General features: G+C 52.1%; 31 protein-coding genes. 10 read left to right on the top strand and 21 right to left on the bottom strand.

The window, feature by feature from the left end; translation table 11 throughout:
• Positions 1-82 precede the first annotated feature (82 nt).
• The 11 genes from K4H28_RS13260 to ccmA all read right to left on the bottom strand — a co-directional run bounded on the left by K4H28_RS13260 (position 83) and on the right by ccmA (position 9,086).
• Complete coding sequence (locus K4H28_RS13260) at positions 83-1,318, bottom strand: sensor histidine kinase (RefSeq protein WP_221005626.1); 1,236 nt, start codon at positions 1,316-1,318, stop codon at positions 83-85.
• On the bottom strand, positions 1,315-2,013 hold the full coding sequence (locus K4H28_RS13255; RefSeq protein WP_221005625.1) for a response regulator transcription factor: 699 nt from the start codon (positions 2,011-2,013) through the stop codon (positions 1,315-1,317). The genes K4H28_RS13260 and K4H28_RS13255 overlap by 4 nt, the downstream gene beginning before the upstream one ends.
• Positions 2,014-2,179: 166 nt before the next feature.
• Positions 2,180-3,052, bottom strand: a complete 873-nt coding sequence (ccmI, locus tag K4H28_RS13250) for a c-type cytochrome biogenesis protein CcmI (RefSeq protein WP_221005624.1) — start codon at positions 3,050-3,052, stop codon at positions 2,180-2,182.
• A complete protein-coding gene (locus tag K4H28_RS13245; RefSeq protein ID WP_221005623.1) occupies positions 3,039-3,596 on the bottom strand; it encodes a cytochrome c-type biogenesis protein in 558 nt (185 codons plus the stop codon). The genes ccmI and K4H28_RS13245 overlap by 14 nt, the downstream gene beginning before the upstream one ends.
• Complete coding sequence (locus tag K4H28_RS13240; protein ID WP_221005622.1) at positions 3,593-4,111, bottom strand: DsbE family thiol:disulfide interchange protein; 519 nt, start codon at positions 4,109-4,111, stop codon at positions 3,593-3,595. Before K4H28_RS13240 ends, K4H28_RS13245 begins: the two co-directional genes overlap by 4 nt.
• Entirely contained in the window at positions 4,108-6,078 is a 1,971-nt protein-coding gene (locus tag K4H28_RS13235) for a heme lyase CcmF/NrfE family subunit (protein ID WP_221005621.1), read from the bottom strand. Before K4H28_RS13235 ends, K4H28_RS13240 begins: the two co-directional genes overlap by 4 nt.
• Complete coding sequence (ccmE, locus tag K4H28_RS13230; RefSeq protein WP_221005620.1) at positions 6,075-6,524, bottom strand: cytochrome c maturation protein CcmE; 450 nt, start codon at positions 6,522-6,524, stop codon at positions 6,075-6,077. The genes K4H28_RS13235 and ccmE overlap by 4 nt, the downstream gene beginning before the upstream one ends.
• A complete protein-coding gene (ccmD, locus tag K4H28_RS13225) occupies positions 6,521-6,709 on the bottom strand; it encodes a heme exporter protein CcmD (RefSeq protein WP_221005619.1) in 189 nt (62 codons plus the stop codon). Before ccmD ends, ccmE begins: the two co-directional genes overlap by 4 nt.
• On the bottom strand, positions 6,709-7,476 hold the full coding sequence (ccmC, locus tag K4H28_RS13220) for a heme ABC transporter permease CcmC (RefSeq protein WP_221005618.1): 768 nt from the start codon (positions 7,474-7,476) through the stop codon (positions 6,709-6,711). The genes ccmD and ccmC overlap by 1 nt, the downstream gene beginning before the upstream one ends.
• A 315-nt stretch (positions 7,477-7,791) precedes the next feature.
• A complete protein-coding gene (gene ccmB / locus K4H28_RS13215) occupies positions 7,792-8,466 on the bottom strand; it encodes a heme exporter protein CcmB (RefSeq protein ID WP_221005617.1) in 675 nt (224 codons plus the stop codon).
• Positions 8,463-9,086 (bottom strand): cytochrome c biogenesis heme-transporting ATPase CcmA, encoded by a 624-nt coding sequence (gene ccmA / locus K4H28_RS13210; RefSeq protein ID WP_221005616.1) that lies wholly within the window; start codon positions 9,084-9,086, stop codon positions 8,463-8,465. The genes ccmB and ccmA overlap by 4 nt, the downstream gene beginning before the upstream one ends.
• A 285-nt stretch (positions 9,087-9,371) precedes the next feature.
• Between ccmA and moaA the strand changes: the two genes are divergently transcribed.
• From moaA to K4H28_RS13170, 8 genes are all read left to right on the top strand, one after another.
• Positions 9,372-10,388, top strand: a complete 1,017-nt coding sequence (gene moaA / locus K4H28_RS13205) for a GTP 3',8-cyclase MoaA (protein ID WP_221005615.1) — start codon at positions 9,372-9,374, stop codon at positions 10,386-10,388.
• 1,321 nt (positions 10,389-11,709) lie between these two features.
• A complete protein-coding gene (locus K4H28_RS13200) occupies positions 11,710-12,348 on the top strand; it encodes a hypothetical protein (protein WP_221005614.1) in 639 nt (212 codons plus the stop codon).
• Between the two features lie 82 nt (positions 12,349-12,430).
• Positions 12,431-12,934 carry a molybdopterin-guanine dinucleotide biosynthesis protein B gene (mobB, locus tag K4H28_RS13195; protein WP_221005613.1) on the top strand — a complete coding sequence of 168 codons (504 nt, stop codon included), beginning with the start codon at positions 12,431-12,433 and terminating at the stop codon, positions 12,932-12,934.
• Positions 12,927-14,117, top strand: coding sequence for a molybdopterin molybdotransferase MoeA (locus K4H28_RS13190; protein ID WP_221005612.1), 1,191 nt, complete (start codon positions 12,927-12,929; stop codon positions 14,115-14,117). The genes mobB and K4H28_RS13190 overlap by 8 nt, the downstream gene beginning before the upstream one ends.
• Before the next feature lie 9 nt (positions 14,118-14,126).
• Complete coding sequence (gene moaD, locus K4H28_RS13185) at positions 14,127-14,375, top strand: molybdopterin converting factor subunit 1 (protein ID WP_221005611.1); 249 nt, start codon at positions 14,127-14,129, stop codon at positions 14,373-14,375.
• 2 nt (positions 14,376-14,377) lie between these two features.
• Positions 14,378-14,842, top strand: a complete 465-nt coding sequence (gene moaE / locus K4H28_RS13180) for a molybdopterin synthase catalytic subunit MoaE (protein ID WP_255573530.1) — start codon at positions 14,378-14,380, stop codon at positions 14,840-14,842.
• A 4-nt stretch (positions 14,843-14,846) separates the two neighbouring features.
• Positions 14,847-15,947 (top strand): cyclic pyranopterin monophosphate synthase MoaC, encoded by a 1,101-nt coding sequence (gene moaC / locus K4H28_RS16995; protein ID WP_444542508.1) that lies wholly within the window; start codon positions 14,847-14,849, stop codon positions 15,945-15,947.
• Positions 15,948-16,046: 99 nt separating this feature from the next.
• Positions 16,047-16,283: a hypothetical protein gene (locus K4H28_RS13170; protein WP_221005610.1), complete on the top strand. Its 237-nt coding sequence runs from the start codon at positions 16,047-16,049 to the stop codon at positions 16,281-16,283.
• A gap of 19 nt (positions 16,284-16,302) precedes the next feature.
• On the opposite strand, the gene K4H28_RS13165 is transcribed toward K4H28_RS13170, so the two are convergent.
• Positions 16,303-16,686, bottom strand: a complete 384-nt coding sequence (locus tag K4H28_RS13165; protein WP_221005609.1) for a SirB2 family protein — start codon at positions 16,684-16,686, stop codon at positions 16,303-16,305.
• A gap of 89 nt (positions 16,687-16,775) precedes the next feature.
• On the opposite strand from K4H28_RS13165, the gene K4H28_RS13160 reads away from it, so the two are divergent.
• Positions 16,776-17,531 (top strand): pseudouridine synthase, encoded by a 756-nt coding sequence (locus K4H28_RS13160; RefSeq protein ID WP_255573529.1) that lies wholly within the window; start codon positions 16,776-16,778, stop codon positions 17,529-17,531.
• A 90-nt stretch (positions 17,532-17,621) separates the two neighbouring features.
• Positions 17,622-18,365: a TlyA family RNA methyltransferase gene (locus tag K4H28_RS13155; protein WP_221005608.1), complete on the top strand. Its 744-nt coding sequence runs from the start codon at positions 17,622-17,624 to the stop codon at positions 18,363-18,365.
• Positions 18,366-18,480: 115 nt separating this feature from the next.
• Here the strand turns inward: K4H28_RS13155 and K4H28_RS13150 are convergent, their stop codons facing one another.
• The 9 genes from K4H28_RS13150 to K4H28_RS13110 all read right to left on the bottom strand — a co-directional run bounded on the left by K4H28_RS13150 (position 18,481) and on the right by K4H28_RS13110 (position 25,610).
• The gene (locus K4H28_RS13150) at positions 18,481-19,539 is read right to left on the bottom strand and encodes a phospholipase A (protein ID WP_221005607.1); all 1,059 of its coding nucleotides are present in this window, start codon (positions 19,537-19,539) and stop codon (positions 18,481-18,483) included.
• A 71-nt stretch (positions 19,540-19,610) separates the two neighbouring features.
• A complete protein-coding gene (locus tag K4H28_RS13145; RefSeq protein WP_221005606.1) occupies positions 19,611-20,144 on the bottom strand; it encodes a hypothetical protein in 534 nt (177 codons plus the stop codon).
• A gap of 13 nt (positions 20,145-20,157) precedes the next feature.
• Complete coding sequence (locus tag K4H28_RS13140) at positions 20,158-21,795, bottom strand: complex I subunit 5 family protein (RefSeq protein ID WP_221005605.1); 1,638 nt, start codon at positions 21,793-21,795, stop codon at positions 20,158-20,160.
• Positions 21,792-23,318 (bottom strand): complex I subunit 5 family protein, encoded by a 1,527-nt coding sequence (locus K4H28_RS13135; protein WP_221005604.1) that lies wholly within the window; start codon positions 23,316-23,318, stop codon positions 21,792-21,794. Before K4H28_RS13135 ends, K4H28_RS13140 begins: the two co-directional genes overlap by 4 nt.
• Positions 23,315-23,656: an NADH-quinone oxidoreductase subunit K gene (locus K4H28_RS13130; protein ID WP_221005603.1), complete on the bottom strand. Its 342-nt coding sequence runs from the start codon at positions 23,654-23,656 to the stop codon at positions 23,315-23,317. Before K4H28_RS13130 ends, K4H28_RS13135 begins: the two co-directional genes overlap by 4 nt.
• Positions 23,653-24,594, bottom strand: a complete 942-nt coding sequence (locus K4H28_RS13125) for a hydrogenase subunit MbhD domain-containing protein (protein WP_221005602.1) — start codon at positions 24,592-24,594, stop codon at positions 23,653-23,655. The genes K4H28_RS13130 and K4H28_RS13125 overlap by 4 nt, the downstream gene beginning before the upstream one ends.
• A complete protein-coding gene (locus K4H28_RS13120) occupies positions 24,594-24,890 on the bottom strand; it encodes a monovalent cation/H(+) antiporter subunit G (RefSeq protein ID WP_221005601.1) in 297 nt (98 codons plus the stop codon). Before K4H28_RS13120 ends, K4H28_RS13125 begins: the two co-directional genes overlap by 1 nt.
• Positions 24,887-25,171, bottom strand: coding sequence for an MrpF/PhaF family protein (locus K4H28_RS13115; protein ID WP_221005600.1), 285 nt, complete (start codon positions 25,169-25,171; stop codon positions 24,887-24,889). Before K4H28_RS13115 ends, K4H28_RS13120 begins: the two co-directional genes overlap by 4 nt.
• Positions 25,164-25,610, bottom strand: coding sequence for a Na+/H+ antiporter subunit E (locus tag K4H28_RS13110; RefSeq protein WP_221005599.1), 447 nt, complete (start codon positions 25,608-25,610; stop codon positions 25,164-25,166). Before K4H28_RS13110 ends, K4H28_RS13115 begins: the two co-directional genes overlap by 8 nt.
• Positions 25,611-25,645 lie beyond the last annotated feature (35 nt).

Genomic DNA, 25,645 nt, shown 5'->3' with positions numbered 1-25,645 from the left:
CATTCAATTGCAATCAGGCCAGCATAAGCCAGTGCTTGTGAATGATTTGCGAGCGGGGTGTGAGGGTTTTGTGAGGGGGCTCTTATGGCTTTTTTTGAAACCCAATCACCACACTACTGCCTTTACCGACTTCGCTGTGGATGTGGTAGTGCCAGCCCATGCGATTGCAGATGGCGGCGACGATGGCGAGGCCAAGGCCGTGACCTTCGGCGACATCGCTGGCGCGGCGAAAAGGCTCAAATACATGCGGCAAAGCGGTGGGATCAATGCCGCAGCCGGTGTCGCTCACTGTCAATTCACCTTCGGCATAGCTCGCGCTCACACTGCCTTGCTCGGTATAGCGCCATGCGTTGCTGAGTAGGTTATCAAGCAGTAAGCCGAGCAATTCAGGGTCTGCTTCAACTTGGATATCAGTATCGACCTGGTTTTTCCATTGCAGTTCGCGCTTGGTGTCGGGGAGGCGCTGCTCGGCAGCGTTCAGCGCAGCAGCCAAAGAGAGTGTGCTGGTTTGCCCTAGCGCAACGCCGCGTGCTAGCAGCAATAGGCCGCGTAATTTGCCCTCGACTTCATCGACGGAGCTGACGATTTTATCGATACGGCGATGCAACGGTGGTGGGCTGGTATCGAGTAAGAGCTCGGCGCTGGTGCGGATGCGCGTGAGCGGGGTGCGAATTTCATGGCTGAGGTGGGCAGTGAATTGGCGCTCACGTGCTAGCAGTTGGATTTGCGCGTCGCGGGATTGGGCGATGCGTTGCGCCAAGATGGCGATTTCCTCATCCATTGCCTCGCTCACATCAACAGGCGTGTCGTTTTGCACCGATTGCGTTAGTCGCGCCAATTGTGCCAGTAATGAGTTGGCGAGGAAGTGACCGCAAATCCATGCCAGCCCAATCACGCCCAGCGCGCTCATCAAAAGCCAGAGGTGTAAAGTGCTCAAGCGTCGTTCGTGCTCTTCGGTGTTGTACAGCACGTACCAGCGTTCGCCGTTTGCTTCGCGTACGCCGACGTGAAACTCCAAATCACCTTGATACCATTCCGCATTGCCAAGCGGAAACTTCAGCAACTCAGGCGGGAGTTGGGCTGGCGTTTGCCCAAGTGGCGCATGAAACAACTGTAAATGTTTGGGCAAAGATAAATTAGCCGTTGCGGGCTGAGCGATGATGCCATCGAGCGCCGTATTGACAACTTCATTGATTAAATCTTCTTCGCGCTCTTCGGCTGCCATCGAGAGGGCAATCGCAAAAATGATAATAGCTGCACTGGTTAATGCGCTCATCGCCCAAGCGAGGCGTTGCTGTAGGCTGAGTTTTCTTGTCATTGTGGATCATCAGCGGCGAGGGCGATTAATTTATAGCCACGGCCATGCACGGTGAGCAGTGGGCTACGGCCATCAGCCAAAGTGAGTGCGCGACGTAATTGCGATAAATGATGCCGCAGCGTATCGCTGGTTTCTTGTGTTTCGCCCCAAACGGCGATTTCCAAGCGTTCGCGCGTAACCAATTGCTCGGCTTGCATCAACAGCACCACCAGCAATTGCAACGTTTTCGGCGGCAATTTCAAGCTTTTTCCTTGCCAGTGCGCGTCCCCTGAGCGTGGATCGTAGCTGAGCTGGCCGCAGTGCAAAATCGCATCGAGCACTTGGCCTTGGCTGCGTTTGAGTAGCGCTTGGATTCGCAGCTCTAATTCTTTGAGTGCAAAAGGTTTAACCAAATAATCATCCGCGCCAGCGCCAAACCCAGCGACCTTGTCATCCAGCGTATCGCGGGCGGTGAGTAGTAAAATCGGCGTATTGAGCTTGAGTTGAGTGCGGACGCGTTGTGCGACCTCCAGACCAGAAATACCCGGCAGGCCAATATCAAATACCAGCACGTCAAAAGATTGCTGTTCAAGTAAATGCAACGCCACCGCGCCATTGAGCGCCGCATCGACTTGGTAATCGCGCGCGCTCAAATAGTCATACACATTGGCGGCGATGTCGGCATCGTCTTCGAGTAGCAAAATTCGGGCAGGCATGGGCGTCTCACTCAAGTCAGAGGCCAATTATGCCGTTTTGGATGGATGGGTACTAGTTTGTTGCTAATGTGAGGGTGGTAAGGTGGTAGTTTAATTGCTTATCGTGATTGGAGTTCTTGGGTATTGCCCGCTAGTCATTAATGAATATTCCCTAGCGGGCAATACATCAAGGGTGTGTCACTGCGCTGGCTGCAGCTGCCGTTTTTCTTTCTTTGATCACGCGGATTTCTTCTTTGAGCCAGACCTCGTCTTCTGAGCCGGGCTCGAGCAAGGCGAGTAGTTTGTTCCACCATTCGACGGCGGCGGCGATGTCGCCACGTTCAACTGCAGCGCTACCTGCTAGCATCAGCGCATCTGGCTCCGAGGCGTTGATGCTCAGCGATTTGACCAATAGCTCGGTCGGGCGGCCAGCAAAGCTGGTTTTTTCGATGGCGATGACGCCCGCAAAACGGGCCAATTCTCCCGCATCCTTTTGCAATTCTGGCCATGCTTTTTCATAAGCGGTAATTGCTTCGGCGTAGCGGGCTTGGGCGCGATAGCTGCGTGCTAGCATCAGCCAGCCTTTGGTGTCGTTCGGTTCTAGCGCCATGCGCGCTTCGAGTTTTTTGACCATGCCAGCAATTTCATTGGGCCCCACGTCGGGACGTTGGCGTGTCATCGGGTCAAGCGCGGTGGGCGTGCCGAGCTGCACGTACAAACCACCCGCCGCTAGCGGAATCAGCACCAGTAAAATGATTGCCAGCTTTTTAGCTGGCAGATCGATTTGCTGCTCAGCAACCGAATCTGCACTGCCGATTTCATTGAGCAAGCGGGCTTCTGCCTCTTGACGGGCGGTCTGGTGATCACCGCTACTAAGGCGCCCATCGCGCAAATCATCATCCAGTTCAGCCAAAATCCGCTTGTGCAAAGCGTAGCGCGCTTGGCGAATGTCACTCGTTTGCGAACGACCGCGCAAGAGTGGCCACACCAATAGCAACAAAGTGGCCACGATCATGATGGCGCACAATAAGGTAAATAAGCCGAAGTTAGCTGCGTTCATGGGGTTTTCCTTCTGGGCCTTCAAATTCATTACGCAAAGCGGCCAGCGCGGCGGTGTCGATGTGTTGTGGCGTTACGCAGCGGCGGCGAATCCGCCTGAGTAGCAAGATCAATCCCGCAATCAATAATGTCGGCGGTAATAACCACAGCAACAGTGTTCGCGCTTTAAATGGCGGTCGATAAGTGACGAAATCGCCGTAGCGGTCTGTGAGGTAAGTCATGATTTCTTGATTGCTGTCGCCTGCGGCAATCCGCTCACGTACTTCGCGGCGTAAATCTTCTGCCAACGGCGCGCGCGAACTGGCTAGACTTTCGTTTTGGCAGACTAGGCAGCGCAATTCGGCCGATAGCTCAACAAGGCGCGCTTCTGCGACCGGATTACTGGCCGCTGCTGCGGCAGTTTTGGCGTGAGTTGCGCCGGCAGATAGTAGCAATAATGAAACAAATAGGGATAAAAGCCACCACAGAGGCACAGAGGCGCAGAGGAGTACTTGGCTTTTCTCAGTGTCTTTGTGTCTCTGCGGTGAATGGTTTTTATGGTTCATCGTTGTGCCTTTTGCAGCTCGGGCAGCAGTTTGTCTTTGAATATCTCAGGCGTAATCGGACCGATGTGCTTGTAGGCAATCAATCCGGCCTTGTCGATAACAAAGGTTTCCGGCACGCCGTATACACCATAATCAATGCCAACGCGGCCATCGCGGTCGGCCACGACCACCGCATACGGATTACCACGAGTTTGTAGCCACGCTTTGGCATCCGCGTCTTGGTCTTTGTACGCCAAGCCCACCAGCGTGACCTTGTAGGATTTGGCAATGTCGTTCAGCACCGGATGCTCTTGAATACAAGCACCGCACCACGATGCCCAAATATTGAGCAAGTAGGCTTGGCCTTTGAGTTCTGCTGGTGAGAACTGCCCCGGCGCATCGAGCCGATCGAGCTTGAAAGCAGGCGCTGGTTTACCTATCATCACCGATGGTAGTTCGCGTGGATTAAGCGTCAAGCCCACCGCCAGCAAGACCACCAGTGCCGCAAAAATAATCAATGGCGTGTAGCGTTTCATTGCGATTTCTTCCCTAAGCGTTTTTGCCGATAGCGTTTATCACTGAGCGCAATCAGGCCGCCCAAAGCCATCAACAAACAGCCATACCAAATCCAACCCACCAGCGGTTTGTAATGAATCCGCACCAACCAATCGCCGGTAAATGGATCTTTGCCAATCGGCTCCCCGAGCGCGACATAGATATCTTTGATTTGCGTGTGGTGAATCGCCGCTTCGGTCATTGGCATTTGGCTAGAAAAATATTGGCGTTTCTCTGGCTTGAGCACACTGATTGTTTTGCCGTCTTGGCTCAAGGTCAAATAGCCGACCAGCGAAGCGTAATTACTAGCGCGCTCGGGTTTCACCGCGTCAAAGCGTAGCGTATAGCCCGCTACTTGATGCGTGTCGCCAAAGGCCATGCGTAAATCGTCTTCGTGCTCGTAGCTCGATACCACGGCCACGCCAGCGACAAACACCGCCATCCCAAAGTGAGCGATATGCATGCCAGAAAACGAAGCCGGTACTTTGCACAGGGCTTGCCACCATGAGTTCGTTGTTTTGCGATAGCTGAGTAGTCGCAAACTCCAATCGCGTACCGCCATCAGCGAAATCCACAGCGCAGCGGTCAGAGCAATCGCGACGCCCCAGCGCCACGTACCCCAGCACAGCGGCAGCAATGCGCCACCGACGATGGCCAAGATCATCGGTACTTTGCTGGCTAACCAGATGCCGTGGCCGTCTTGATGCTTCCAGCGTATCGTGCCGCTGAGCCCCATCAGCAATAGTGCGGGCATCATCAGCGGGATAAAAACACTATTAAAGTACGGTGGGCCGACTGACAATTTGCCTTGGCCGAGTGCATCAATCAGCAGCGGATACAGCGTGCCGATAAACACCGTGGCGCAGGCCACGACCAGCAGCACATTATTCGCCAGCAGTAGTGATTCACGCGAGCACCAGTTAAACGCACCGCCGCCTTCTAGCATTGGTGCGCGCCAAGCGTACAGTGCTAGCGAAGTACCAATGACGAGGCAGAGGAAAATCAAAATAAACGTGCCGCGCGCGGGATCAGTCGCAAAGGCATGGACTGAGGTCAGCACGCCAGAGCGAACGAGGAAAGTACCGAGTAGCGAGAGCGAAAACGTACTAATCGCCAGCAAGACCGTCCAATGTTTAAACGCATTGCGCTTCTCGGCTACCGCCAGCGAGTGAATCAAGGCCGTACCTGCCAGCCAAGGCATAAACGAGGCGTTTTCCACCGGATCCCAAAACCACCAGCCGCCCCAACCGAGTTCGTAATACGCCCAAGCACTGCCGAGCATAATCCCCAGTGTGAGCATCGCCCACGCGGCCGTCGTCCATGGTCGGCTCCAGCGCGCCCATGTGGCGTCCAGCCGGCCAGAAATCAGCGCCGCGACGGCAAAGGCAAACGCCACCGAAAAGCCGACATAGCCCATATACAGCAGCGGCGGATGGAAAATCAGCCCCAAGTCTTGCAGCAGCGGATTCAAATCCGCACCGTCGCTCGCTGCTGGCAGTTGCCGAATAAACGGGCTCGACGTTAGTAAAATAAACAAATACAAGCCGCTACCAATCCAGCCCAATACGCCGCCGACCAAAGACTGTACCGACAGCGGTAAATTGCGACCGAACACCGCCACCGCTGCGCCCCAACCCGACAGCATCAACACCCACAGCAAGAGCGAGCCTTCGTGTCCACCCCACACTGCGGCGACTTTGAAAAACTCGGGCAGCAAGCTGTTCGATTGCCGAACCACGTAACGAATCGAAAAGTCATCTTGCAAAAAAGCGGTCGTCAAAAGGCCAAACGCTGTAGCGGTGAGCAGCAGCTGCAATATCGCAGCGGGGCGCGCCACGCGCATCAATGGCAGGTTGTGTTTGATACCGCCCCAAATACCAAATGTGCCCTGCACTATGGAAACGAGCAGCGCCAAAATTAGCGCAAAGGTTCCGAGTTCACCAATCATTGTTGTTCCTTTTTCGCAGCTGCTTTTTGATGCGCTTGATTCACGGCGTCTTGTGCTTCGGGTGGCATATAGTTTTCATCGTGTTTGGCCAGCACTTCGCTGGCGGTAAATACACCGTTTTCCCAGCGACCTTCGGCGACGACGCCTTTTCCTTCTTTAAACAAATCCGGCAAGATGCCGCGATATTGCACGGGGATGACTTTGTCGGTGTCGGTGACGTCAAAGCGAATCGTCACGCCGTCCGCCGCGCGAACGAGGCTTTTATCGACCACCATGCCACCAATGCGGAAAGCCCGACCTTGCGGCGCTTCACCTGCTGCGATTTGCGTTGGGGTGTAAAAAAACACCAGATTCTGGCGAAAGGCGTTGACGACAAAAAAAGTCACCAAAGCCAGTGCGATCAATGCGCCGATAATCCAAGCTGCGCGTTTGCGTCGAGGGGTCATTCTGCCGTCCTTTCAAGTTCATCGGCCAAGGCCATGCGACGTAATTGTTTTAATACATTTTTTCGTTGTTGCTTTATAAATACCCACTCTAGGCATAAGCCGATAGCGCATGCTGCAAAAGAGCCCCAGACATATACACCATAGCCGCCCATGGCGAAAAATTCATTCCACGATTGCCAAGCCATTATGCTTTTCCTCCCACAATCAATTCCTGCACCCACCGAGTACGGCCCTCACGCAGCAAAATCAGCGTGCGAACGCGGGATAGCGCAGTCGCGATGCTGTACATCCACGCTGCGAATGACATCAACAGCATCGCAATCAGCATCGTACTGGCCATCGTGCTGCCTTTTTCCATCGAAATCGACGCGCCTTGATGCAGCGTATTCCACCACTTCACCGAGAAATAAATCACCGGCACATTAAACACACCCACAATCGCCAACACGGAACCCGCTTTGTCGGCGCGATCGGTTTCGTCGATGCTACGTGTCAGTGCAATAAAACCCAAATACAGAAAAAACAGCAGCAACATCGACGTCAGCCGCGCATCCCACACCCACCAAGTGCCCCACATCGGCTTGCCCCATAGTGCGCCAGTGCACAGCGACAAAAACGCCATCAGCGCGCCAGTCGGAGCGAGCGCTTGCGCCATCATTGCCGACAGCCGCGTGCGCCACACCAGATGCATCACCGACCAAAACGCCATGACGATATAAATGAACATTGCCATCCAGCTCGTTGGCACGTGCAGGAAAATAATCCGATAGCCTTCACCTTGCTGCGCATCGGCGGGCGCGACGCCAAAACCGAGCCACAGGCCAGCTAGGGCGAACAGCGTCGCCAGCACAGCAAAAATCGGCACCAATTTGCCCGCCAGTGGGTAGAACTGTAGCGGTGAGGCGAAGTGAAAAATATTCAGCCAGCGTGGGCCATCGTGGTTGGGTTTCATTAGTTTCCTATCGCAAATTGTATTTTGCAGTAGATGAATTTTTAGTGCCTATGGCACATTGTTTTACAGTCGCAATCCGCGACGGGGACTTACTTTCTTTGCTTCGCCAAAGAAAGTAAGCAAAGAAAGGCGACCCCCGCCTGCGGCCCTCCGGGCTTCCCTCGGTCGGTCGCGAGCCTAGGTCTCGCTCCACTCTCTCTCTCGGCGATGGGCGACAGGGGATTTAAAGCTTCAGCCCAATCATCGCGGCACTGCTTTTCGTATTTCTGAGCGTTCAGACGGATTATTTTTCGTCTGAAACGGCTTTAAATTTCTTTACTCTACCGCCAGCCGCACGGCCATCGCCGCCAACCATGGCGCTAAAAATAGCGACCCGCACAGTATTGCAGCCAGTAATGACAATTCGGCGTAACCACTTAATCCGCCACTCACTGCCGCGACGGCGCTACTGCCAAAAATCAATACGGGTGCATACAGCGGTAGCGCCAGTAAGGCCAAGAGCATTTCGCCTTGGCGCACGCCCAAGGTTAGCGCGGCGCCGATGCTGCCGAGTGCGCTGAGTGTCGGTGTGCCGAGCAGCAACGTTGCCATTAGCATCCATAAAGCATCGGCTTCCAATCCGTATTGAATGCCAAGTAGCGGGGCAATCAAGGTCAGCGGTACGCCGGTGGTCAGCCAGTGGGCGATGAGTTTTCCGGCGACCATCATGCTGGCTGGTGCTGGCGCGAGCAGGAGTTGTTCTAGTGTGCCGTCTTGCCAATCGGCGTGAAATAGCCGTGGTAGCGCGAGTAAATTGGCCAAAATCGCCGCCACCCACAATACGCCAGGGCCGATGCGGGCGAGTAGTTGCGGCTCTGGGCCGACAGCAAGCGGGAATAGGCTGGCGACCAAAACAAAAAATACCAAGCCCACTAGCAAGTCGCCGCGTTGCTGCCACGCGAGGAGTAGATCGCGCTGAATGACGGTGAGAAAAAAACGGCTGTAGCTCATTTTTTCACCGACAGAGTGAGTTCGGTGATGCTAGGTATTGCCTTAGGTAGTATTTGATGCGATGTAAAGATTGCAATACCCCCGTTCGCGCAATGTTCGCTAATCCAACCGCCGAGTTGTTCTTGCGCTTTGGTGTCCAGTGCAACAAACGGCTCATCGAGCAACCACAGCGGCCGTGATGTGGCGAGCAGTCGCGCGAGTGCCGCACGTTTTTTTTGCCCTTGCGACAGGCTACGCACCGGTAAATCGCATTGCCGCGCCAGGCCCACGCGGCTCAACGCCTGCAAAATGGCGGCTTCATCTAGTGGATTGCCAGCGAGTTTTGCGGCCAAATGTAAATTGTCGAACGGGCTGAGCAAGTCTTTCAGCGCATCTTTGTGGCCGAGGTAATGCAGCTGCGCGTAATACTCATCGCCCAACGTGGCAATGTTTTGCTCGCCCCACCGAATTTCACCGTGTTGTGGCTGAGTGAGACCCGCCAATAGTTTGAGCAAGGTGGTTTTGCCAACGCCATTTTCGCCGCGTAAATGCACGCAATCGCCCGCATTAAGCGTGAGCGACAGCTCAGAAAACAAGGGGCGATCACCGCGTTGCGCGGCAAGATGGGCGATAGAAAGCATGAGTGTCAGTATACGGAAGCCACCGCCCGCGCGGCAGGTATTTGGCTCTAGTTGTGGCTATCTAGTAAGAGGTAGTCCTTAATGCAACAAGCGTGGTGCAAGATTTCTTTTATAGTAGCAGGTGCGGCGCGTGACTTTAGATCGTCACTATTGCATCGGCCGCAACACTGTTTTGTGTTGAACATGGATTCCGCCGCGATAGATTTACTCGTACAGTTCGACTAATGTTTCAACACAGGGAGCTCGCTTGCAGCATCCATTTGCATTCGCCGTTTATAGGAAATCATGCAGAACTTCACCAGCACATCGCCAGCGTCATCTGATCGGGTTTTGACAGACCGATTTGGCCGCGCCATTCGCTATTTGCGGCTGTCGGTGACCGATCGCTGTGATCTGCGCTGTAATTACTGCTTACCCAAAGGGTTTGAGGATTACGAAGAGCCAAAAAACTGGCTTAATTTCGATGAAATGACGCGATTGGTCGGCATCTTCGCCCAGGCTGGGGTGTCACGCGTGCGTTTAACAGGCGGTGAACCTCTGTTGCGCCGCAATCTACCCGAACTGGCTGCACGTTTAGCCGCCTTGCCTGGCGTGGAAGATTTGTCCCTATCGACCAACGCCACGCAACTGGTTAAACACGCCCCCGCGCTGAAAGCGGCTGGCGTAAAACGCATCAATGTTAGCCTCGATTCGCTGGATAAAGGCTGTATCAACACCATCACCGGTCGCGATAGTTTTGATTCGATTATGGCGGGCATTATGGCGGGTAAAGCTGCTGGCTTTGCGCCGATCAAACTCAATATGGTCGCGATGCGTGGTGTCAACGACCACGAAATTGGCCGAATGGTCGCCTTCTGCCTAGAAAATGACTTTATCTTGCGGCTAATCGAAGCGATGCCGATGGGTGATACTGGCCGTAATGCGCAGTATCTCGATTTGAATCCAGTGCGCGAGCAACTGGTGCAGCAATTTGGTTTGATTCCCGAAGTGGCAGAACTCGGTGGTGGCCCCGCGCGTTATTGGCAAACGGCAGACGGTAGTGGTCGAGTTGGCTTTATCACGCCGATTTCACAGCATTTTTGCGCTACTTGTAATCGTGTGCGTTTGGCGGTCGATGGCACTTTGTATATGTGTTTGGGGCAAGAAGAAAAATTCGAATTTGCACCGTTGTTGCGTGGCGGTGCTTCGGATTCTGAAATCCTTGCGGCGTTGAAAGAAGCGATTGAGCTGAAACCGGAGCGGCATGAATTCAAAGAGCAACCGGGGAAGATTATTCGGTTTATGTCGCAGACGGGGGGCTAGGTATTTAGTTGTAGCCATTAACTATTAGTGTTTGTGTTGATATACCCATTGTTGTTTTTTAAGTGCCTACGGCACGATTGATTTCGATGCGCGTTTCCGCTGCGCGGACGGGTTCATTTCTTTTGCTTCTCCAAAAGAAACGAACCAAAGAAAAAGAGTCCCGGGCGCGCATCGGTCCCCGATGCCCTCGATCGATCGTGAGCCAAACGATAGGGCTGTTTGTCTCTCTCCTCACTCGGTGCGCTTGGACGGGATTTGAAAACCATGCATCTACCATTGGCGTACTTGGTTGCGTGAATTGTTTGGTATCGTATGGTGGGTTTTAGGTTTTATGTGCCTGCGGCACGATGGATTTTGGTGCGCGGACTGCCGCGCGGCAGGTCTATTTCTTTTGCTTCTCCAAAAGAAATAGACGAAAGAAAAGGAGCCCCGGGCGCGCATCGGTCCCCGATGCCCTCGATCGATCGTGAGCCAAACGATAGGGCTGTTTGTCTCTCTTCTCACTCGGTTCGCTTGGACGGGATTTGAAAACCATGCATCTACCATTGGCGTACTTGGTTGCGTGAATTGTTTGGTATCGCATGGTGGGTTTTAGGTTTTATGTGCCTGCGGCACGATGGATTTTGGTGCGCGGACTGCCGCGCGGCAGGTCTATTTCTTTTGCTTCTCCAAAAGAAATAGACGAAAGAAAAGGAGCCCCGGGCGCGCATCGGTCCCCGATGCCCTCGATCGATCGTGAGCCAAACGATAAAGCGGTTTGTCTCCCTCCTCACTCGGTGCGCTTGGACGGGATTTAAAAACCATGCATCCACCATCGTGTGCTTGGTTGCGTGAATTGTTTGGCTTAGCATGGTTGGATTCAGGATTCAGGATTCAGGATTCAGGATTCAGGATTCAGGATTCAGGATTCAGGATTCAGGATTCAGATTGATGTATTAGATGTATTTGAATGTAGGCATTGTTTATCAATATTTAGCTGGCAATACATCGTTATAGAATCAAGCCTCGTTGAGCTGCGTGAGATCCCTTAGCAGCAAGCCGAGCGAGTTTTGAGCGCAACCGTCTCGATTATCCGTAGCGAGGGCATCCGGCGTAGCCGGACGCAGATGCAGGGTCGCCTTCTTTTGCTTACTTTTCTTGGCGAAGCAAGAAAAGTGAGTGCCGCGGCGCATAGCCGCTTACCATGTGCGGGAAAGGCTGAAATGGATAGGTTAAACTGTGGTTTCTGATCGGCTATTTTGTTAGTAAAAAATACGTTTGTAATTTGATTTTAGCGATCAAATGAATGAAACTTATTTGATGGGTAAGGTATTAAATTTAAATGAAACAGTCTTATTTTGATAAAATGCTGAATAGAATTTTAAAAGTAGAATCTAAAAGATTTGGCTGGAAATGTAGCCGTGGATTCGTTTTTAAGAAAGAAAAAAGTTTGTTCTTTACGATTTTAATAAATGGACAGTCAAAGACAAAAAAATTACATTGGTCACTTAGTTTTAAGCATTATGATTTTGATGATATTTTCTGGGATGTGGTTAAGCTTCCAGAGAATAAAAAACAGCCCCTTAGTTTTCGTGCTTGTGGTGCTTGGGTTGCCCCGAGCATGGTTGTTCAGGAAGGGTGCGCAGGTCTTGATAGCTTGGAAGAAGAAATTGTATTGAACGAAGTGAGAAAAATATTTGAGCTACTTATTCCTATAAGTGATAAAGAAGCATCTCTGGCCAACACTTACCAAAGTAATCTTCAAATTTTAGAAAAATACTATTCACAACTGATTGAAAAATATCCTAATGCAGTTCGTGCAATATGGGTTGAGAAACTTTTAACCGGTTTACTCGAATGCAAGTTTGATGAAGCGCATGCAATTGCAATTGCACGAATAAATGCTGGTGATTCAGGTGGCTTCAGTTATTCAGGAGCCTCATTTTATCAATTGGCGACCGAATATATTAAAACCCAATAGCGGGATTTCGTAAGTTCAACACAGGTAAACAAAATGCTTCCGCAATAGGTCAGCCTGAGCCAAAATGCTGGAAATTCGCCCCATGCCCCATATCCTCGCCATCACCGGCTATTCCGGTTCGGGTAAAACTACCCTCATCGAAGCACTACTCCCCGAACTCGCCCAACTTGGCTGGCGGGTGAATGTGATTAAACATTCACACCACGATTTGGAATTGGAACCACCCCGCAAAGACAGCGCACGGTTTCGCGCGGCGGGGGCGGGGGAGGTGATGGTGGTTTCGCCGTTTCGTTACGCGATTGTGCACGAACTGCGCGGCGCGGCGGAACCCACGTTGGCGGAGCAAATCGCTCGCCTTGCACCGGCGGATTTAACCTTGCTGGAAGGCTTTAAGTCGGAAGAAATTCCCAAAATTGAAATCTGGCGCGAGGCCAATGGCAAACCGCTCTTATGTCAAAATGATGCCAGTATTGTCGCTATTGCCACAGATAGTAATGCACAGCAGGCAATACCCGTACTAGATCTAAATGATGTTCCCGCGCTGGCGCGGTTTATTTTTGATTATTTTGGAAATTCAAATGCTTGATTTTGATACCGCGCTGGCTAATCTCTTGGCTGCGGCGCGCCGCATTACTGAGGTTGAAACTGTACCGCTGCTAGCGGCGAACGGTCGCGTGTTGGCGCAAGATATCGTCGCGCCTATTGATGTTCCCGGTTTTGATAACAGCGCGATGGATGGTTATGCGCTCCATATCGCTGATTTTGCTGCGCCGCCGACTGATTTTCTGATTAGTCAACGGATTGCGGCGGGTGAGGTGGGCACAAACTTGGTGACGGGCGAAGCGGCGCGGATCTTTACTGGCGCACCGATTCCTGCTGGCGCGAATGCGGTGGCGATGCAGGAAGTCTGCAGCGTGGTTTACGGCCGCGTCACAGTGGCGATGAGTTTAAAAAACGGCGCAAATATTCGCCGTGCGGGTGAAGATATCGCTGCGAAGTCGGTGGTGCTGGCGGCGGGAACGCGTTTGGGCGCAGCTGAAATTGGTTTGGCGGCATCGATTGGCGTGCCGACTTTGCCAGTGGTGCGGCCGTTGAAAGTCGCTTTGCTTAGTACAGGTGACGAGCTAGTCGAGCCGGGTGCGGATTTGGGCGCAGGGCAGATTTATAACTCAAATCGGTATGCGATTAATACCTTGCTGCAAACGCTGGGCTGCGTGGTGACAGACTTTGGTATTGTGGCCGATGATCGCGAAGCGACGATTGAGCTACTTAAAACGGCGTCGGCTGAACATGATGTGGTGATGACATCGGGCGGGGTATCAGTCGGTGAGGAAGACCATGTAAAAGCTGCGGTTGAATACCTAGGAAAGCTTGATTTGTGGAAAATAGCGATGAAGCCGGGTAAACCGTTCGCACATGGCCGAATTGGCGAGACGGATTTTATTGGTCTGCCCGGCAATCCCGTATCGAGCTATGTGACGTTTTTGATGTTGGTGCGACCGTTCTTATTGGCACGGCAAGGCGTGACAGCGATTACGCCAACGAGTTTGCCGCTGATCGCTGCATTTGACTGGAAAAAGGCCGGAGATCGGCGCGAGTTCTTGCGCGTTCGTTTAAATAACGCCGGCCAAGTCGAGCTATTCCCGCGCCAAGGTTCTGGCGTGTTGACATCAATGGTATGGAGCGATGGTTTGGTCGATTTGCCGGCAGGGCAAACGATTGCGGCGGGTGATGTGGTGGCCTATTTGCCTTTGTCGGCACTGTGTTAAGGATTGAACATGATTTCAGTGGTGTATTTCGCGCGTTTAAAAGAAGTATTGGGTTTGGCTGAAGAGCAATTGCCGCAATCGCCAGCGACGGTGGCGGATTTGATTGACTTGCTGGCTGCTCGCGGTGGCGTTTGGGCTGAGGAGTTGGCGGGTGGCAAGGTATTTCGCGTCGCGATTAATCAAGAGATGGCGCGTTTGAGCGATGCGATCCCTGAAGGCGCAGAAGTGGCGATTTTTCCGCCGGTGACCGGAGGTTGAGCGTGGATAAAATTGTCGCGGATGTGATTGTTGTACAGGAGCAGGATTTTGATGTCGCCGCGGAATACGCGAGATTCGCGGGTGACGCCACCATCGGCGCGGTAGTGATGTTTGTGGGTCGGGTACGGGATCTCAATCCACAACCAGAATTGATCGCGCTGGAGTTAGAGCATTATCCGAAAATGACCGAGCGCGCTTTGCAGCAGATTGTTGCTGATGCGAAAGCGCGGTGGCCCTTGGATGCGGTGACTTTGATTCATCGAGTTGGTCCCTTACGCCCAGCTGAGCAAATTGTGTTGGTTTTGACCGCGAGCGCGCATCGCGATGCCGCATATGCTGCAAATGCGTATATCATGGATTATCTTAAAACTGAGGCGCCGTTTTGGAAAAAGGAAGTCACTGCAAACGCCAGTATCTGGGTGGATGCGCGCGAGTCCGACCAAACGGCAAGGCAACGTTGGGAATGATGCAATGATCGTTGATGCGGTGATTTTAGCGGGCGGTGAAGGCCGACGAATGGACGGGCGTGATAAAGGCTTGGTCGAGCTGTCGGGGCGACCGCTGATCGAATGGAGCTTAGAGGGCGTGCAGCGCCAATCTACGCCTGTGAATCACGTCCTGATTTCTGCCAATCGCAATCTACCCGACTACGCTCGCTATGGCTTTGCGGTGCTGCGTGATGTTTATCCGAATCACCCAGGGCCTATGGGCGGGATTCATGCGGCATTTTTGGCCTCGCCTGCCAAACTGATGCTGGTGATTCCGTGCGACTCGCCGTTTTTACCTGCTGATTTGCTGCAACAATTGCGCGCTGCGATGGAGTCATCCAAAGCGCAGGCGGCGGTGGCGAAAACCAGCGATGGCCGTCTTTATCCAACGATTTGCTTGCTGTCACGTTCGGTATTGCCGTCTTTAGTTGAGCATTTGTCTTGCGGCCGTTTGAAAATGCTCGATTGGCTCAAAAGTATCGGCGCAGTTGAAGTGACGTTTGCCAAAGACAGCTTCCCTAATTTGAATACCTTGGATGATTTATCGGGCTTGGCTAATCGCCTATCGGGAGCCGAAGCGATCCCTGTTGCGGGGGGGTTAACGCATTTTAATAGTGCGGGTGATGCGCACATGGTCGACGTGGGTGCCAAAGCAGAGACGCATCGTGTGGCTACGGCGCAGGGTGATATTCGCATGTTGCCCGATACACTGCGTTTGATTGAAGATGGTACAAATAAAAAAGGTGATGTACTCGGGGTCGCGCGAATTGCGGCGATTATGGCCGCGAAAAAAACCAGTGATTTAATCCCGCTCTGCCATCCCTTGCCTTTGACTAAAGTGAATGTCGATTTTCAAGTCGATCGAATGAAATCGACGGTGCGTTGCATTGTGACCTGCGAAACCTATGGCAAAACCGGGATCGAAATGGAAGCATTAACGGCGGTGAATGTCGGGCTGCTCACGGTTTACGATATGTGCAAAGCGGTGGATAAAGGCATGGTGATGAGTGACATCCGCCTGCTGGAAAAAATCGGTGGCAAGTCGGGGCATTGGCAGGCTTCGTCAGATATGTTTGTTATTTAAGTCGCTGAAAATAAAGAATTAAGCTCTGAGCGGTAGCTCTCAATGTGAAACATTGGCGTATGATAAATCATTCTCCGCCGTGTAAATCAGGAGGGCGTCATGCTGCCGAAAGTCATGTACGAATGCCTACCCTATGGTTGCCAAGCCTTGGGGGTAAGCAGTGCCTTGTGGAGTAGTAATACCATCGGTGTTGTGTCTGCTTTATTGCTCATGCTGGCGGCGATTATTATTTTGTATATGCGCTTGCATGCCCGCACTCAGCAGCTTGAAGAATACAAAAAGCTGCTAGCGCGGGAAAAACAGCTTTATGGCGGCATCCACCGCGGTCATTTGTGAGTTGGACGCCGCAGTTATTTTAAGCCCAAGGGATTGGGCTTTTTGTGATGGCGACCGAAACCATATAGCCAAAGGTACAGAGCGCCGCAATAAAAGCGGTGGCGCGGATCAGGTAGGTTTTACCGCGCTTAATCGCAATGGTGCCAAAGCCGATATACACCACCAAAGCAATCAGTTTTGCCATAATCCATGGCGCTTCACTGGGTTTCAAGCCCAGCATCACCGCTAAACTCACGCCTGAAATCAATAAGCCGGTATCGATAATATGCGGGGCAATCCGCAAGGTTTTCATTTGCAGTGCCTTGGAGGACTTCAGCATTAATATGCCACGGAGTAAAAATAGCACGCCAGAAAGGGTGATTAAACTGAGGTGTAAATGCTTGATGTCCAAATAATATTCCATGCTTTTGTCTCGATGTGATGAATAGGTCTTATGCCTAGACGATTAAAACAGTAAAATGTTGCATTGTCGGCCTTAAATGTAGAAAAAAAATGGAAGAACCACTTCGCTTATCTAAACGCATGGCCGAATTGGGCCTGTGCTCGCGTCGCGAGGCCGATGAATATATCTCCCGTGGCTGGGTCTTGGTCGATGGCCAAGTCGTCGACGTGCTCGGCACTAAAGTCTTGCCAAGCCAACATATTGAACTGCATAAATTTGCTGCGCAAGTGCAGGCGGGTCGGGTGACGATTTTGATCAATAAGCCGGTGGGCTATGTGTCGGGTCAGGCCGAAGATGGCTACGAGCCTGCCGTGGTGCTGTTCAAGCCAGAAAACCACTGGGTGGGTGACAATAGCGGTATTCCATTTTCGCCTGTGCATTATCAAGGTCTTGCGCCTGCGGGGCGCTTGGATATTGATTCGGTTGGCCTCTTGGTGCTCACGCAAGATGGTGTGGTTGCCAAAACGCTGATTGGCGAAAACTCGCAAGTTGAAAAAGAATATTTGGTGCGGGTTTCGGGCCATTTGAAAGGCGATGGTTTACGTCTGCTCAATCACGGTTTGGAGCTTGATGGCGCCAAACTCAAACCCGCACGGGTTTGGTGGCAGAATAAAGATCAACTGCGTTTCATTTTGCGCGAAGGTAAAAAGCGCCAGATTCGCCGGATGTGTGAATTGGTGGGGCTGGAAGTCGTGGGGCTGCAACGGATTCGCATTGGTCGCATCATGCTGGGCGATTTGCCACGCGGGCAATGGCGCTACCTGGCGCCAGACGAGTCATTTGTTGGCGGCGATATGGATTTCTAATCAGATCGCATTGGCAATGCCAACGTCTGTCTGACTTTAGTTTGTTACCTTGCCCTCTCACTAGAGAGGGCTTCTTATTGGATTGAATAAATGCGCGCTGATTTATGGTTGGTCGAGCATGGTTTGGCAAACTCGCGTACCGCTGCGCAAACAATGATTTTGGCTGGGCGAGTGCAGGTCGACGGTAAAGTATTGATCAAGGTGGCGAGTCAACTCGCCCCCTATGCCGAAGTAACGGTGACGCCGGATGAACTCGATCGCTATGTGTCGCGTGGCGGAATTAAGCTCGCTGGCGCGCTGGCGGCGGCCGAGCTGGATGTGACCGGCATGCTGGCGCTGGACGTCGGGATTTCAACAGGTGGTTTTACCGACTGCTTATTACAATCTGGTGCGCGGCGAGTGATTGGCGTTGAGGTTGGTCATGATCAATTGCATCCGCGCTTACTGGCGGACGCACGTGTCACGCAGTTTGAAGGCGTGAATGCGCGCAATCTGAGTTTAGAGACGATAGCATCAGCGCTTAATGACGAATCGATTGATTTGATTGTGGGCGATATCTCGTTTATTTCGCTGACTTTAGTTTTGCCCGCGCTACGTGCGGTCTTGCCGGTGGGAGGAAAATTGCTGTTTTTAGTGAAGCCACAATTTGAGCTGGGCCCACAAGCGTTGGGCAAGGGCGGGATTGTGCGTGATGAGAATTTATATCCTCACGTCGAAGAGAAAATCCGTACTGCAGCGTGTGTCGAGGGTTTTGAGGTACTGAATTATTTTGCCAGTTCGATTGCCGGTGGCGATGGAAATCGGGAATTTTTTATTCAGGGTGTTGCTGTTTGATTGGGTATATGTATCTGGCTATTGTTGAAATTGCTCTTCGTTGATATACCCTGATCTAATTGCTTCGCTATTCTACTGATGAATAGCGAAGCATATTTGAGTTCAGGCCTCGTTTTTAGAAACCATCGTTTAATGCAAAGCCGGCGCCGATGGTGTTTTGGCGCCAATTGTAATCAATCATCGTTTCGCCATAACCCGTGAACCCTTGCACATAAGCGCGTAGTGGCCCGATGACCGGTGGTGAATACCAGCCCACTTGGAGTGAGCCTTTGCCGGTATTGAAATTGCCACGGGCTAGCGCCGTGAAGCTGTGGCCATTCCAGCGGTAAACCGCATTGAGCTGACCGCGGCCATAGTAATCAAGGATGGTGGCATTTTCATCAACGTCATCGCTTTCTGGTAGGCGATACCAAGCTTTGCCGTAGATGGCGAAGTTGCCGTTTTCGATACCCACTTCAGCAAACAGTCGGTCCCAACTGCGAGAAATTGACTCGGTGCGGCCATTCGATTGGTGGGCGTAGCCGGCGTTGAGTAGTTTCCATTTAAAGCCTGCGCCTAAATCGACATCAGGGCGGAAACTCACGATTAGCTCTGGCATGTAGTTCGTTTCGCGGAACGGACGTGATTGGTCGGCATTATAGACTTGCCAATTATTATTTTGGGTATAGGCTCCCCAAACACCCCAGCGGCGATCATCTGTAGTCCAGATACGGCCTTTAAAGCTGAGCTGGAACTTGGCTTCAATAGAGTCTAGCTCTACTTTGCCATCGGATTGCAGAACCTGATAGGGCGCGTCATTTGGATTATCCGAATAGCGGCCAAGCAATAGATAATTGGAATTGTACATGCCCAGTTGGTAGCGATCAGAGCTAGGATCAAAGCCCCATGCCGCATCGATGATCGAAGTTGGCTGTGCCGTGGCCATCGTGCTGGCTGGTGCTGGAGCGTTAACTTGAGCTGGCGTTACTTCTGTACTAGCCGCAACAGTTGTTGTGGTCGTGGCGCTTGCGGTACTGGTGGTATTGACTTCAGGTGCGCCGTTCGCTTGATCGTAGCAAGCGAGTCGTTCGGTGCTCGATACAATGCTGCGGCAGTTCACCGGCGTTTGCGCGATGGCGCCGCCCGCTGTAGCGAGCAGTAAAAGCAATGCGAGTGGCTGTTGAGTCGGTTTCATTTATTGTTCCCTGTCGAGCGATAAGTTTTGATTTTTTAATGAAATCAATATTTTGGCTGATTGTAACAAGTTCACGCTGTTTGTGCTTTGAGCGTCACTTTCACCTGAGTTAAGTGTCGCAATTGCTTGTATTCACTCACTAAAGGCCAGCGATCATAGGTCAAGATTTCAACCGGACGCCAAATTAAAACCCATGCAAAGACCACTAAACTTTGTTCGAGCGTGACAATTAAGCGGGAATCAGGAAAGGCATTCATCAGCGCCAAACCAATCAAAGTGCAGACTAAAAAAACCAAAAAGCCAAGCAATAAACCCTTGCGCCCGAGTTTTAGCGATTTTTTAAGTTCTGCAGTTTTATCCTCGGCTTTTAATTCAAAGTGATAACGTATCGTTTGCTCCAACTGCGCCGCATCGACAAGCGAAACTTTATCAGCAGGCAAATATACCGAGAGTTCAATAGATTCGCCTGCTGGGATATTTTCGCTATTGGCTAAAATATAGCGTTCTGCTTGAGGATCTAGTTCTCGCTCACGAAAAGGAGCTGGGTCGAAATTATTAAATAATTGTTCGATGGTGTTGATGCGGAGTTCAATTTGATTGCCCATCCCTGTTTCCTGTTTAATTGCCAAAGATGAAGGCGATGGAGAATAGAATGACCACACTGAGTAATGTCATCGCTGCAATCGGCCATTGACCCAGTGCCGCATCCAGTTTGGCAACGCGGGTGCTGATCGCCGCTGTAGGGTGAGTAAACGCATTAAGTACTGCGTGACCAATATCACCAGCGCTGATTTGCGGCGCACGGATAGGCAACCGAGATACCAGCAGCGCAATGCAGATGCCGACCAAAATTGGCCATAAGCCCGCCCACAGCGTGTACGCTTCGAGCGCCTTGGCCAAATCATGACTTGGTGCGTAGGCAATTAATGCTACGGGAAGCAGCAAGCAAGCGATGGCTAAGATCAACCAAGACCCGTTTTGGCTGCTGAGTGACTTCGCATCGGGGTTGTTGGCGAAAGTCGTTTTGAGTTGATGAATAAAATGCAGCATCAGCAGCGTACTGGCGACGGATGACAAGGTGGCTATCGTATAGGCCAAGCCATCGCCCATCACATCTTTAGTGACTGATTTTGCAAGTCCGCCGCCTGTGAGTGGCAGGCCTGCAAAACTGAGTGCAACCAATATAACGGGTGTAAATACGATCCAATAGCGGCGCAGTCCAGTCGCGGCAATGACGCCTATGGCGAGAAATAATCCGCCTTTGGCGACGACATGACGCGCAGCATAAAATGCAGCGGCCAATCGCGAACCCTCGTCGGCCACCATGATGCCCATGCCCAAAATGGCAATGATGAAACCCATTTGGCTGACGCTGGAATAGGCGAGGATGGTTTTCGGGTCTTTCTGCGTTAAACCAATCGCCACGCCATAGAGTGCGCCGAATAATCCGATGGCGGCCAGTGCCATGCCCCAATCGGGTAGTGCAATGTGCTCAGGTAAGAAACGAATCAAACCCAAGACACTGGCCTTGATAACCGCACCACTGAGTACTGCAGCCACCGGCAGAATGGCGACGCTATAGGCTTTGGGCATGAAAAAGTGCGTGGGTACGAGGCCGGCTTTGATACCAAAACCAAGCACCAATAAAGCGATAATGAGATCGCGCATGGATGAGTCTGCCAACGCCGCCGAGGCATCCTGAATCCACAAGCTATGTTCGGGTGTAATCGAGGCCAGCAAGACAAAAGCGAGCAATAAAAAGGTCTCGGCAAATAAGGCGATGCCAAGGTAAATCATGGCCGCAGTTTGCGAGCGAGGCGAGCTTTCTATCATCACCAGGCAGCTAGCCCCCACGCTGAGCAGTGCTAATAGCCCATAAAAGCTCACCATGTCCGCCGCGAGATATACGCCCATGCAGCCAGCGAGGGTCATTAACCAGCACACGGAAAAGCGTTCGGGATTGACTGTGGGTGGTAATGATTTTTGCGCGTAGCAGGCACTTGCAATCCACAAAATAGCCGATGCGCCCAACAAAATTGCACCCGGTAAATCTAATTCAAAAGCCACCGGAATTCGCGCGTTACCCAAAACCAGCGCTGGCGCATCAACCGAGAGTATTGCCGCAAATAGTGAGGGTATCGGTGCATAGGGCAATATACCCAGCATATGCTTGCGGGCAGGTGCTAAGAAGCAGGCCAGCAGCAGCGCAAAGGGTAGGCCAACGGTAATGCCGATCAGTAGTGTTGCAAAGCTCATGGTTGCCCCAACAAAAGAGTAGATGGACGACCAATTTGAATCAGATCAATCGGTAAAAATGCAGCGAGGCCGAGTAAGAAAGCGAATGTGGCCAGTGCGAGCACAACGGCCTCGCGATAGCGTGGTACGGCTAATTTTGGGGTAACGGGGGTTTCAACGATTTGCATCGCTCGCACCAACACCATAAAGACATAACAACTGGTCAATAAGCCACCGACTAGCATTACCGCTGCCCACCACCATTGCCCCGTGTTCAGCGCTGAGGTGAGTAAGAGCCATTTAGCCAAGAAGCCGCCTGTGGGTGGCAAGCCAATTAAAGATGCCCCCGCTAGCGCAAAAGCCAGCATGGTGAGCGGAAGCTGTCGACCTACGCCACGCAGATCCGCAATTCGGTCATGGCCTAAAGTGCTGTATATCAGCCCCGCCGCCATGAACATCGCAGTCTTGGCTGTTGCATGGGAAATGACTTGCAACATGCCGCCTGTTGTTGCGGTTTCGGTCGGTAAGTTGAGTGCCGACAAACCAAAAAAGAGTGGAAACATTAAGAATAAATAACCAATCTGTGCCACGGTTGAGTAGGCAATGAGTAGCTTCAGTCTTGCCTGGCGCAATGCGACGATATTGCCGACGATAATGGCGGTGGCACCCAATCCAGCGAGAAATTGTGCCGCTGATAGCGTCACCAGTTCTGGCATTACATCGAGCCAGAGCCTCAGTAGTAAAAAGAAAGAACCTTTCACAACTAATGCAGAAAGAACCGCGCTCGCACCCGCCGGTGCCCCCGCATGTGCAGGTGGCAGCCAGAGATGTAATGGGAATAACGCAGTTTTAGCCAGTAAGCCCACGGTCATTAAGGCGGCGGCTGCGTAGGTAATCGCTTCTGGCTGAACGGCTTGAGCTAAAAGTGCAATATCGAGTGTGCCATACGCGCCATAAAGCAAGACGGCGCCGAGCAGATAAAGCACTGAGCCAAGCAAGGCAAATAGCAGATAGCGCAATGCCGCTTTTAGTGTGGCCGCTTTACCATCCAGACAAACGAGGGGAACGCCGGCAAAAGTCACTAGCTCCAGCGCGACGTAGAGCGTAAACAAATCGCTAGCGAGGAAAATCAGATTGAGCGCACCCCAAACGGCGAGCAATAGCGTCCAAAACATCAATGGCGCACGGGCTTCTTTGACATCTATTGGCGTTTCAAAATCGGCACGGGCGAAAATGGCGACGGCAAATAAAATCACCGATGTGGCAAGCAGCATGACGGCCGAAAAACCATCAAGGTGCAGCTTGATGCCCAGTGGCGGTGCCCATCCGCCGAGTAAGTAGTTGAGCGATTGACCGGATTCGATTAGTTGCCAAGCGATCTGCGCGCTTAAAATAAACCCAAGCAAAAAAGACAGCGTTGCAATGGTCTGGGCTCGTCGACCGCCTACAACAAAGGCAATGATCATGCCAATAAATGGCAGGGTGAGCGCGAGTACGAGGAGTATGTCTCCCGCTGAGCTAATGGTGGATGCCGAATCGATCATTCTGTCTCAGTCTTGGGTGTTGCTGGTGGGAGCGTTTCGTCGCTCAGACTGGCTTCTTTGCTGCTGTCATACAAACGCAGGAGCAACGCCACCGCCAAGGCCGTCGCAGAAAAAGCGACGACAATCCCTGTGATCACTAAAGCGTGTGGCACGGGATCAACCAGCATATTTTGTGCAGCGCCACGTCGCGCAACGACGCCAAAGAGCAGAAAAATACCGCTGCCCATTAAGTTAAACGCCAAAATTTTACGCAAAGGCTGTGGATTGACGATGAAGCCATAAAGCCCTAAGCCAATCAGAAGTGCGCCGCATAGGCCAAACAGCGTGGAGGACGTCATTTAGTGTCGCTCCGCTTCGGTATGCCAATCACCAGCAAAGCCAAGGTCACGGCGATGGATATCATTGAGGCAAATTCAATGGCGATAATCAGTGGTTTGGCAAAGCCATCGGGGTAGGCAAGGAAAGTGCCTGCTAGCGGGATTCCCGCAAAGCCAATTGCTAAAAACACCACCGTACCTAGTATTAGGCTGATTCGTAAACTACGACGACTGATGGCGGGCAAGTCCATTAGACCCGCCATAACTAGCAACAAACCCATCGCCGCCAGCAAGGTGCCCGCTTGGAATTTGCCGCCGGGCAAGTCTGCGCCGACCCAAAGAATATAAACCGCAACGACAATACCAATCGGTGGCAATAAACGCGCCAAATAGGTCAGCATGCTATTTGGATTATTATGTGAGATTTGCCCCGGTCGACCTCCCCAGTATTGGTCTGGCGTCAGCGACCAGACTGCGATAAGGGCTAATACCAGCACAATCGCTTCGAGTAAGGTGTCGGTCGAACGGAAGGCGAGTAGCACTGCGGTGACAGGATTCCCCAGTCCTGTGGTGCCCATATTTTCCGCAACTTGTGGCACTAGCGTTGGGCCAGTCTCGGGGAGTGTGAGTACCACGTAAACTAAGCCCGCGGTCACCATCATCGATAGTAGTGCTGCGACAATCCGAATTGAAATTGTCGGCGATTCAGCGCGCAATTTCGCTTCTGTGGGCCGCAATTGAATTGCGGCGCCAATCAGCAAAATCCCTGAAAGACCGCCACCAATCGCCGCTTCGGTTAAGGCTGCATCAATCGCATCGAGTCTGACCCAGACCAGCGCCAACAATAGGCCGTAGATTGCAAAGCCAATCGCCGCAGAAAAAGTATCACGCACCGCGATAATCCACGTTGCTAAGATCAAAATCAGAACAAACAAGCTACCGTCAAAAATCATTCCCATTACATGCTCTCATCATCAGAGCGGCGTGCAAAACGCGCAATCAGTTGCGAAACCACAGCACCCATTAGCAAGATGAGTAACCATATGCCGATTAATTTGACTGCAAGCAGCGGGCTAGCAACTCGGGGCAGTAGGCCGATGATGATTAAGCCTAAGCCAAGATTATCGGCTTTAGTCAGCGCATGCAGGCGGGTGAGCGTATCGGGAAAGCGTAAAAAGCCGACGGTTCCGGCAAAAAAGAAAAAAACGCCCAATGAAACAGAGACTACGGTGAAGACATCCAGCAAGACACTCATTCTTGATCCTTATCGTCGGTCTTTTGCGCACTGTGCTCTGCCGCTTTGACAAAAGCAATTGATGCCATGGCCGCTAATAAAGCCAAGGTGAGTGCCACATCGATGACGGCGGTTTCATCACTGGCTGCGCCAATCAGCAGCAGGATGGCGACGCCGCCTGTGCCTATTAATTGCGCAGAAAGCACACGGTCCACATCGCTGGGCTCACGAAATAGTCGATATAAACTCAGAGCGGTAAAGAGTAGAACTAAGCACGCCGCCGCAAGTAAAAATTCATTCATTGGCACGCTCGTCCTTCAGAACGGGAGCAAGTAATCGCTCCTCATTTTTGAGGCTGGCGCACACGTCGATGGTGGTATCAAGGGTGTGATACTCCAGATGCTGAGTGCTTTCGCCGCAAGGCACCGAGCCCGGCAAGAGACTCGTGATGCTGGCAAAGGTATTGCGCAAGTAGCCTGCAGGGTAGGTGATTGGATATTGGATGATGCCCGTGCGTAAGGGCAGTTTGGGGTCTAAGGCTCTACGTGCCACATCCCAGCCGGACAAGACCGACTGCCAGAGAAAGTGAGGAAAAAATAAGGCGAGTTGCAGTAGATTAATTGATTGTGTATTGGGTGGCATGAGCCACAAACTGACTTTGCACGCCAGCAGCGCCGCAAGGCCACCCACGATGAGATCCGCAGGTTTGCCTATCCCCATTAACGCGATCCAGAGGGCCATCAACAAGGCCCACCGGATTAGTGCAGTTTTTGTTT

This window comes from Deefgea tanakiae, from assembly GCF_019665765.1.
Lineage (GTDB): Bacteria > Pseudomonadota > Gammaproteobacteria > Burkholderiales > Chitinibacteraceae > Deefgea > Deefgea tanakiae.
The sequence above is the reverse complement of the archived record's forward strand: the minus strand, read 5'-3'. Positions and strand labels throughout refer to the sequence as shown.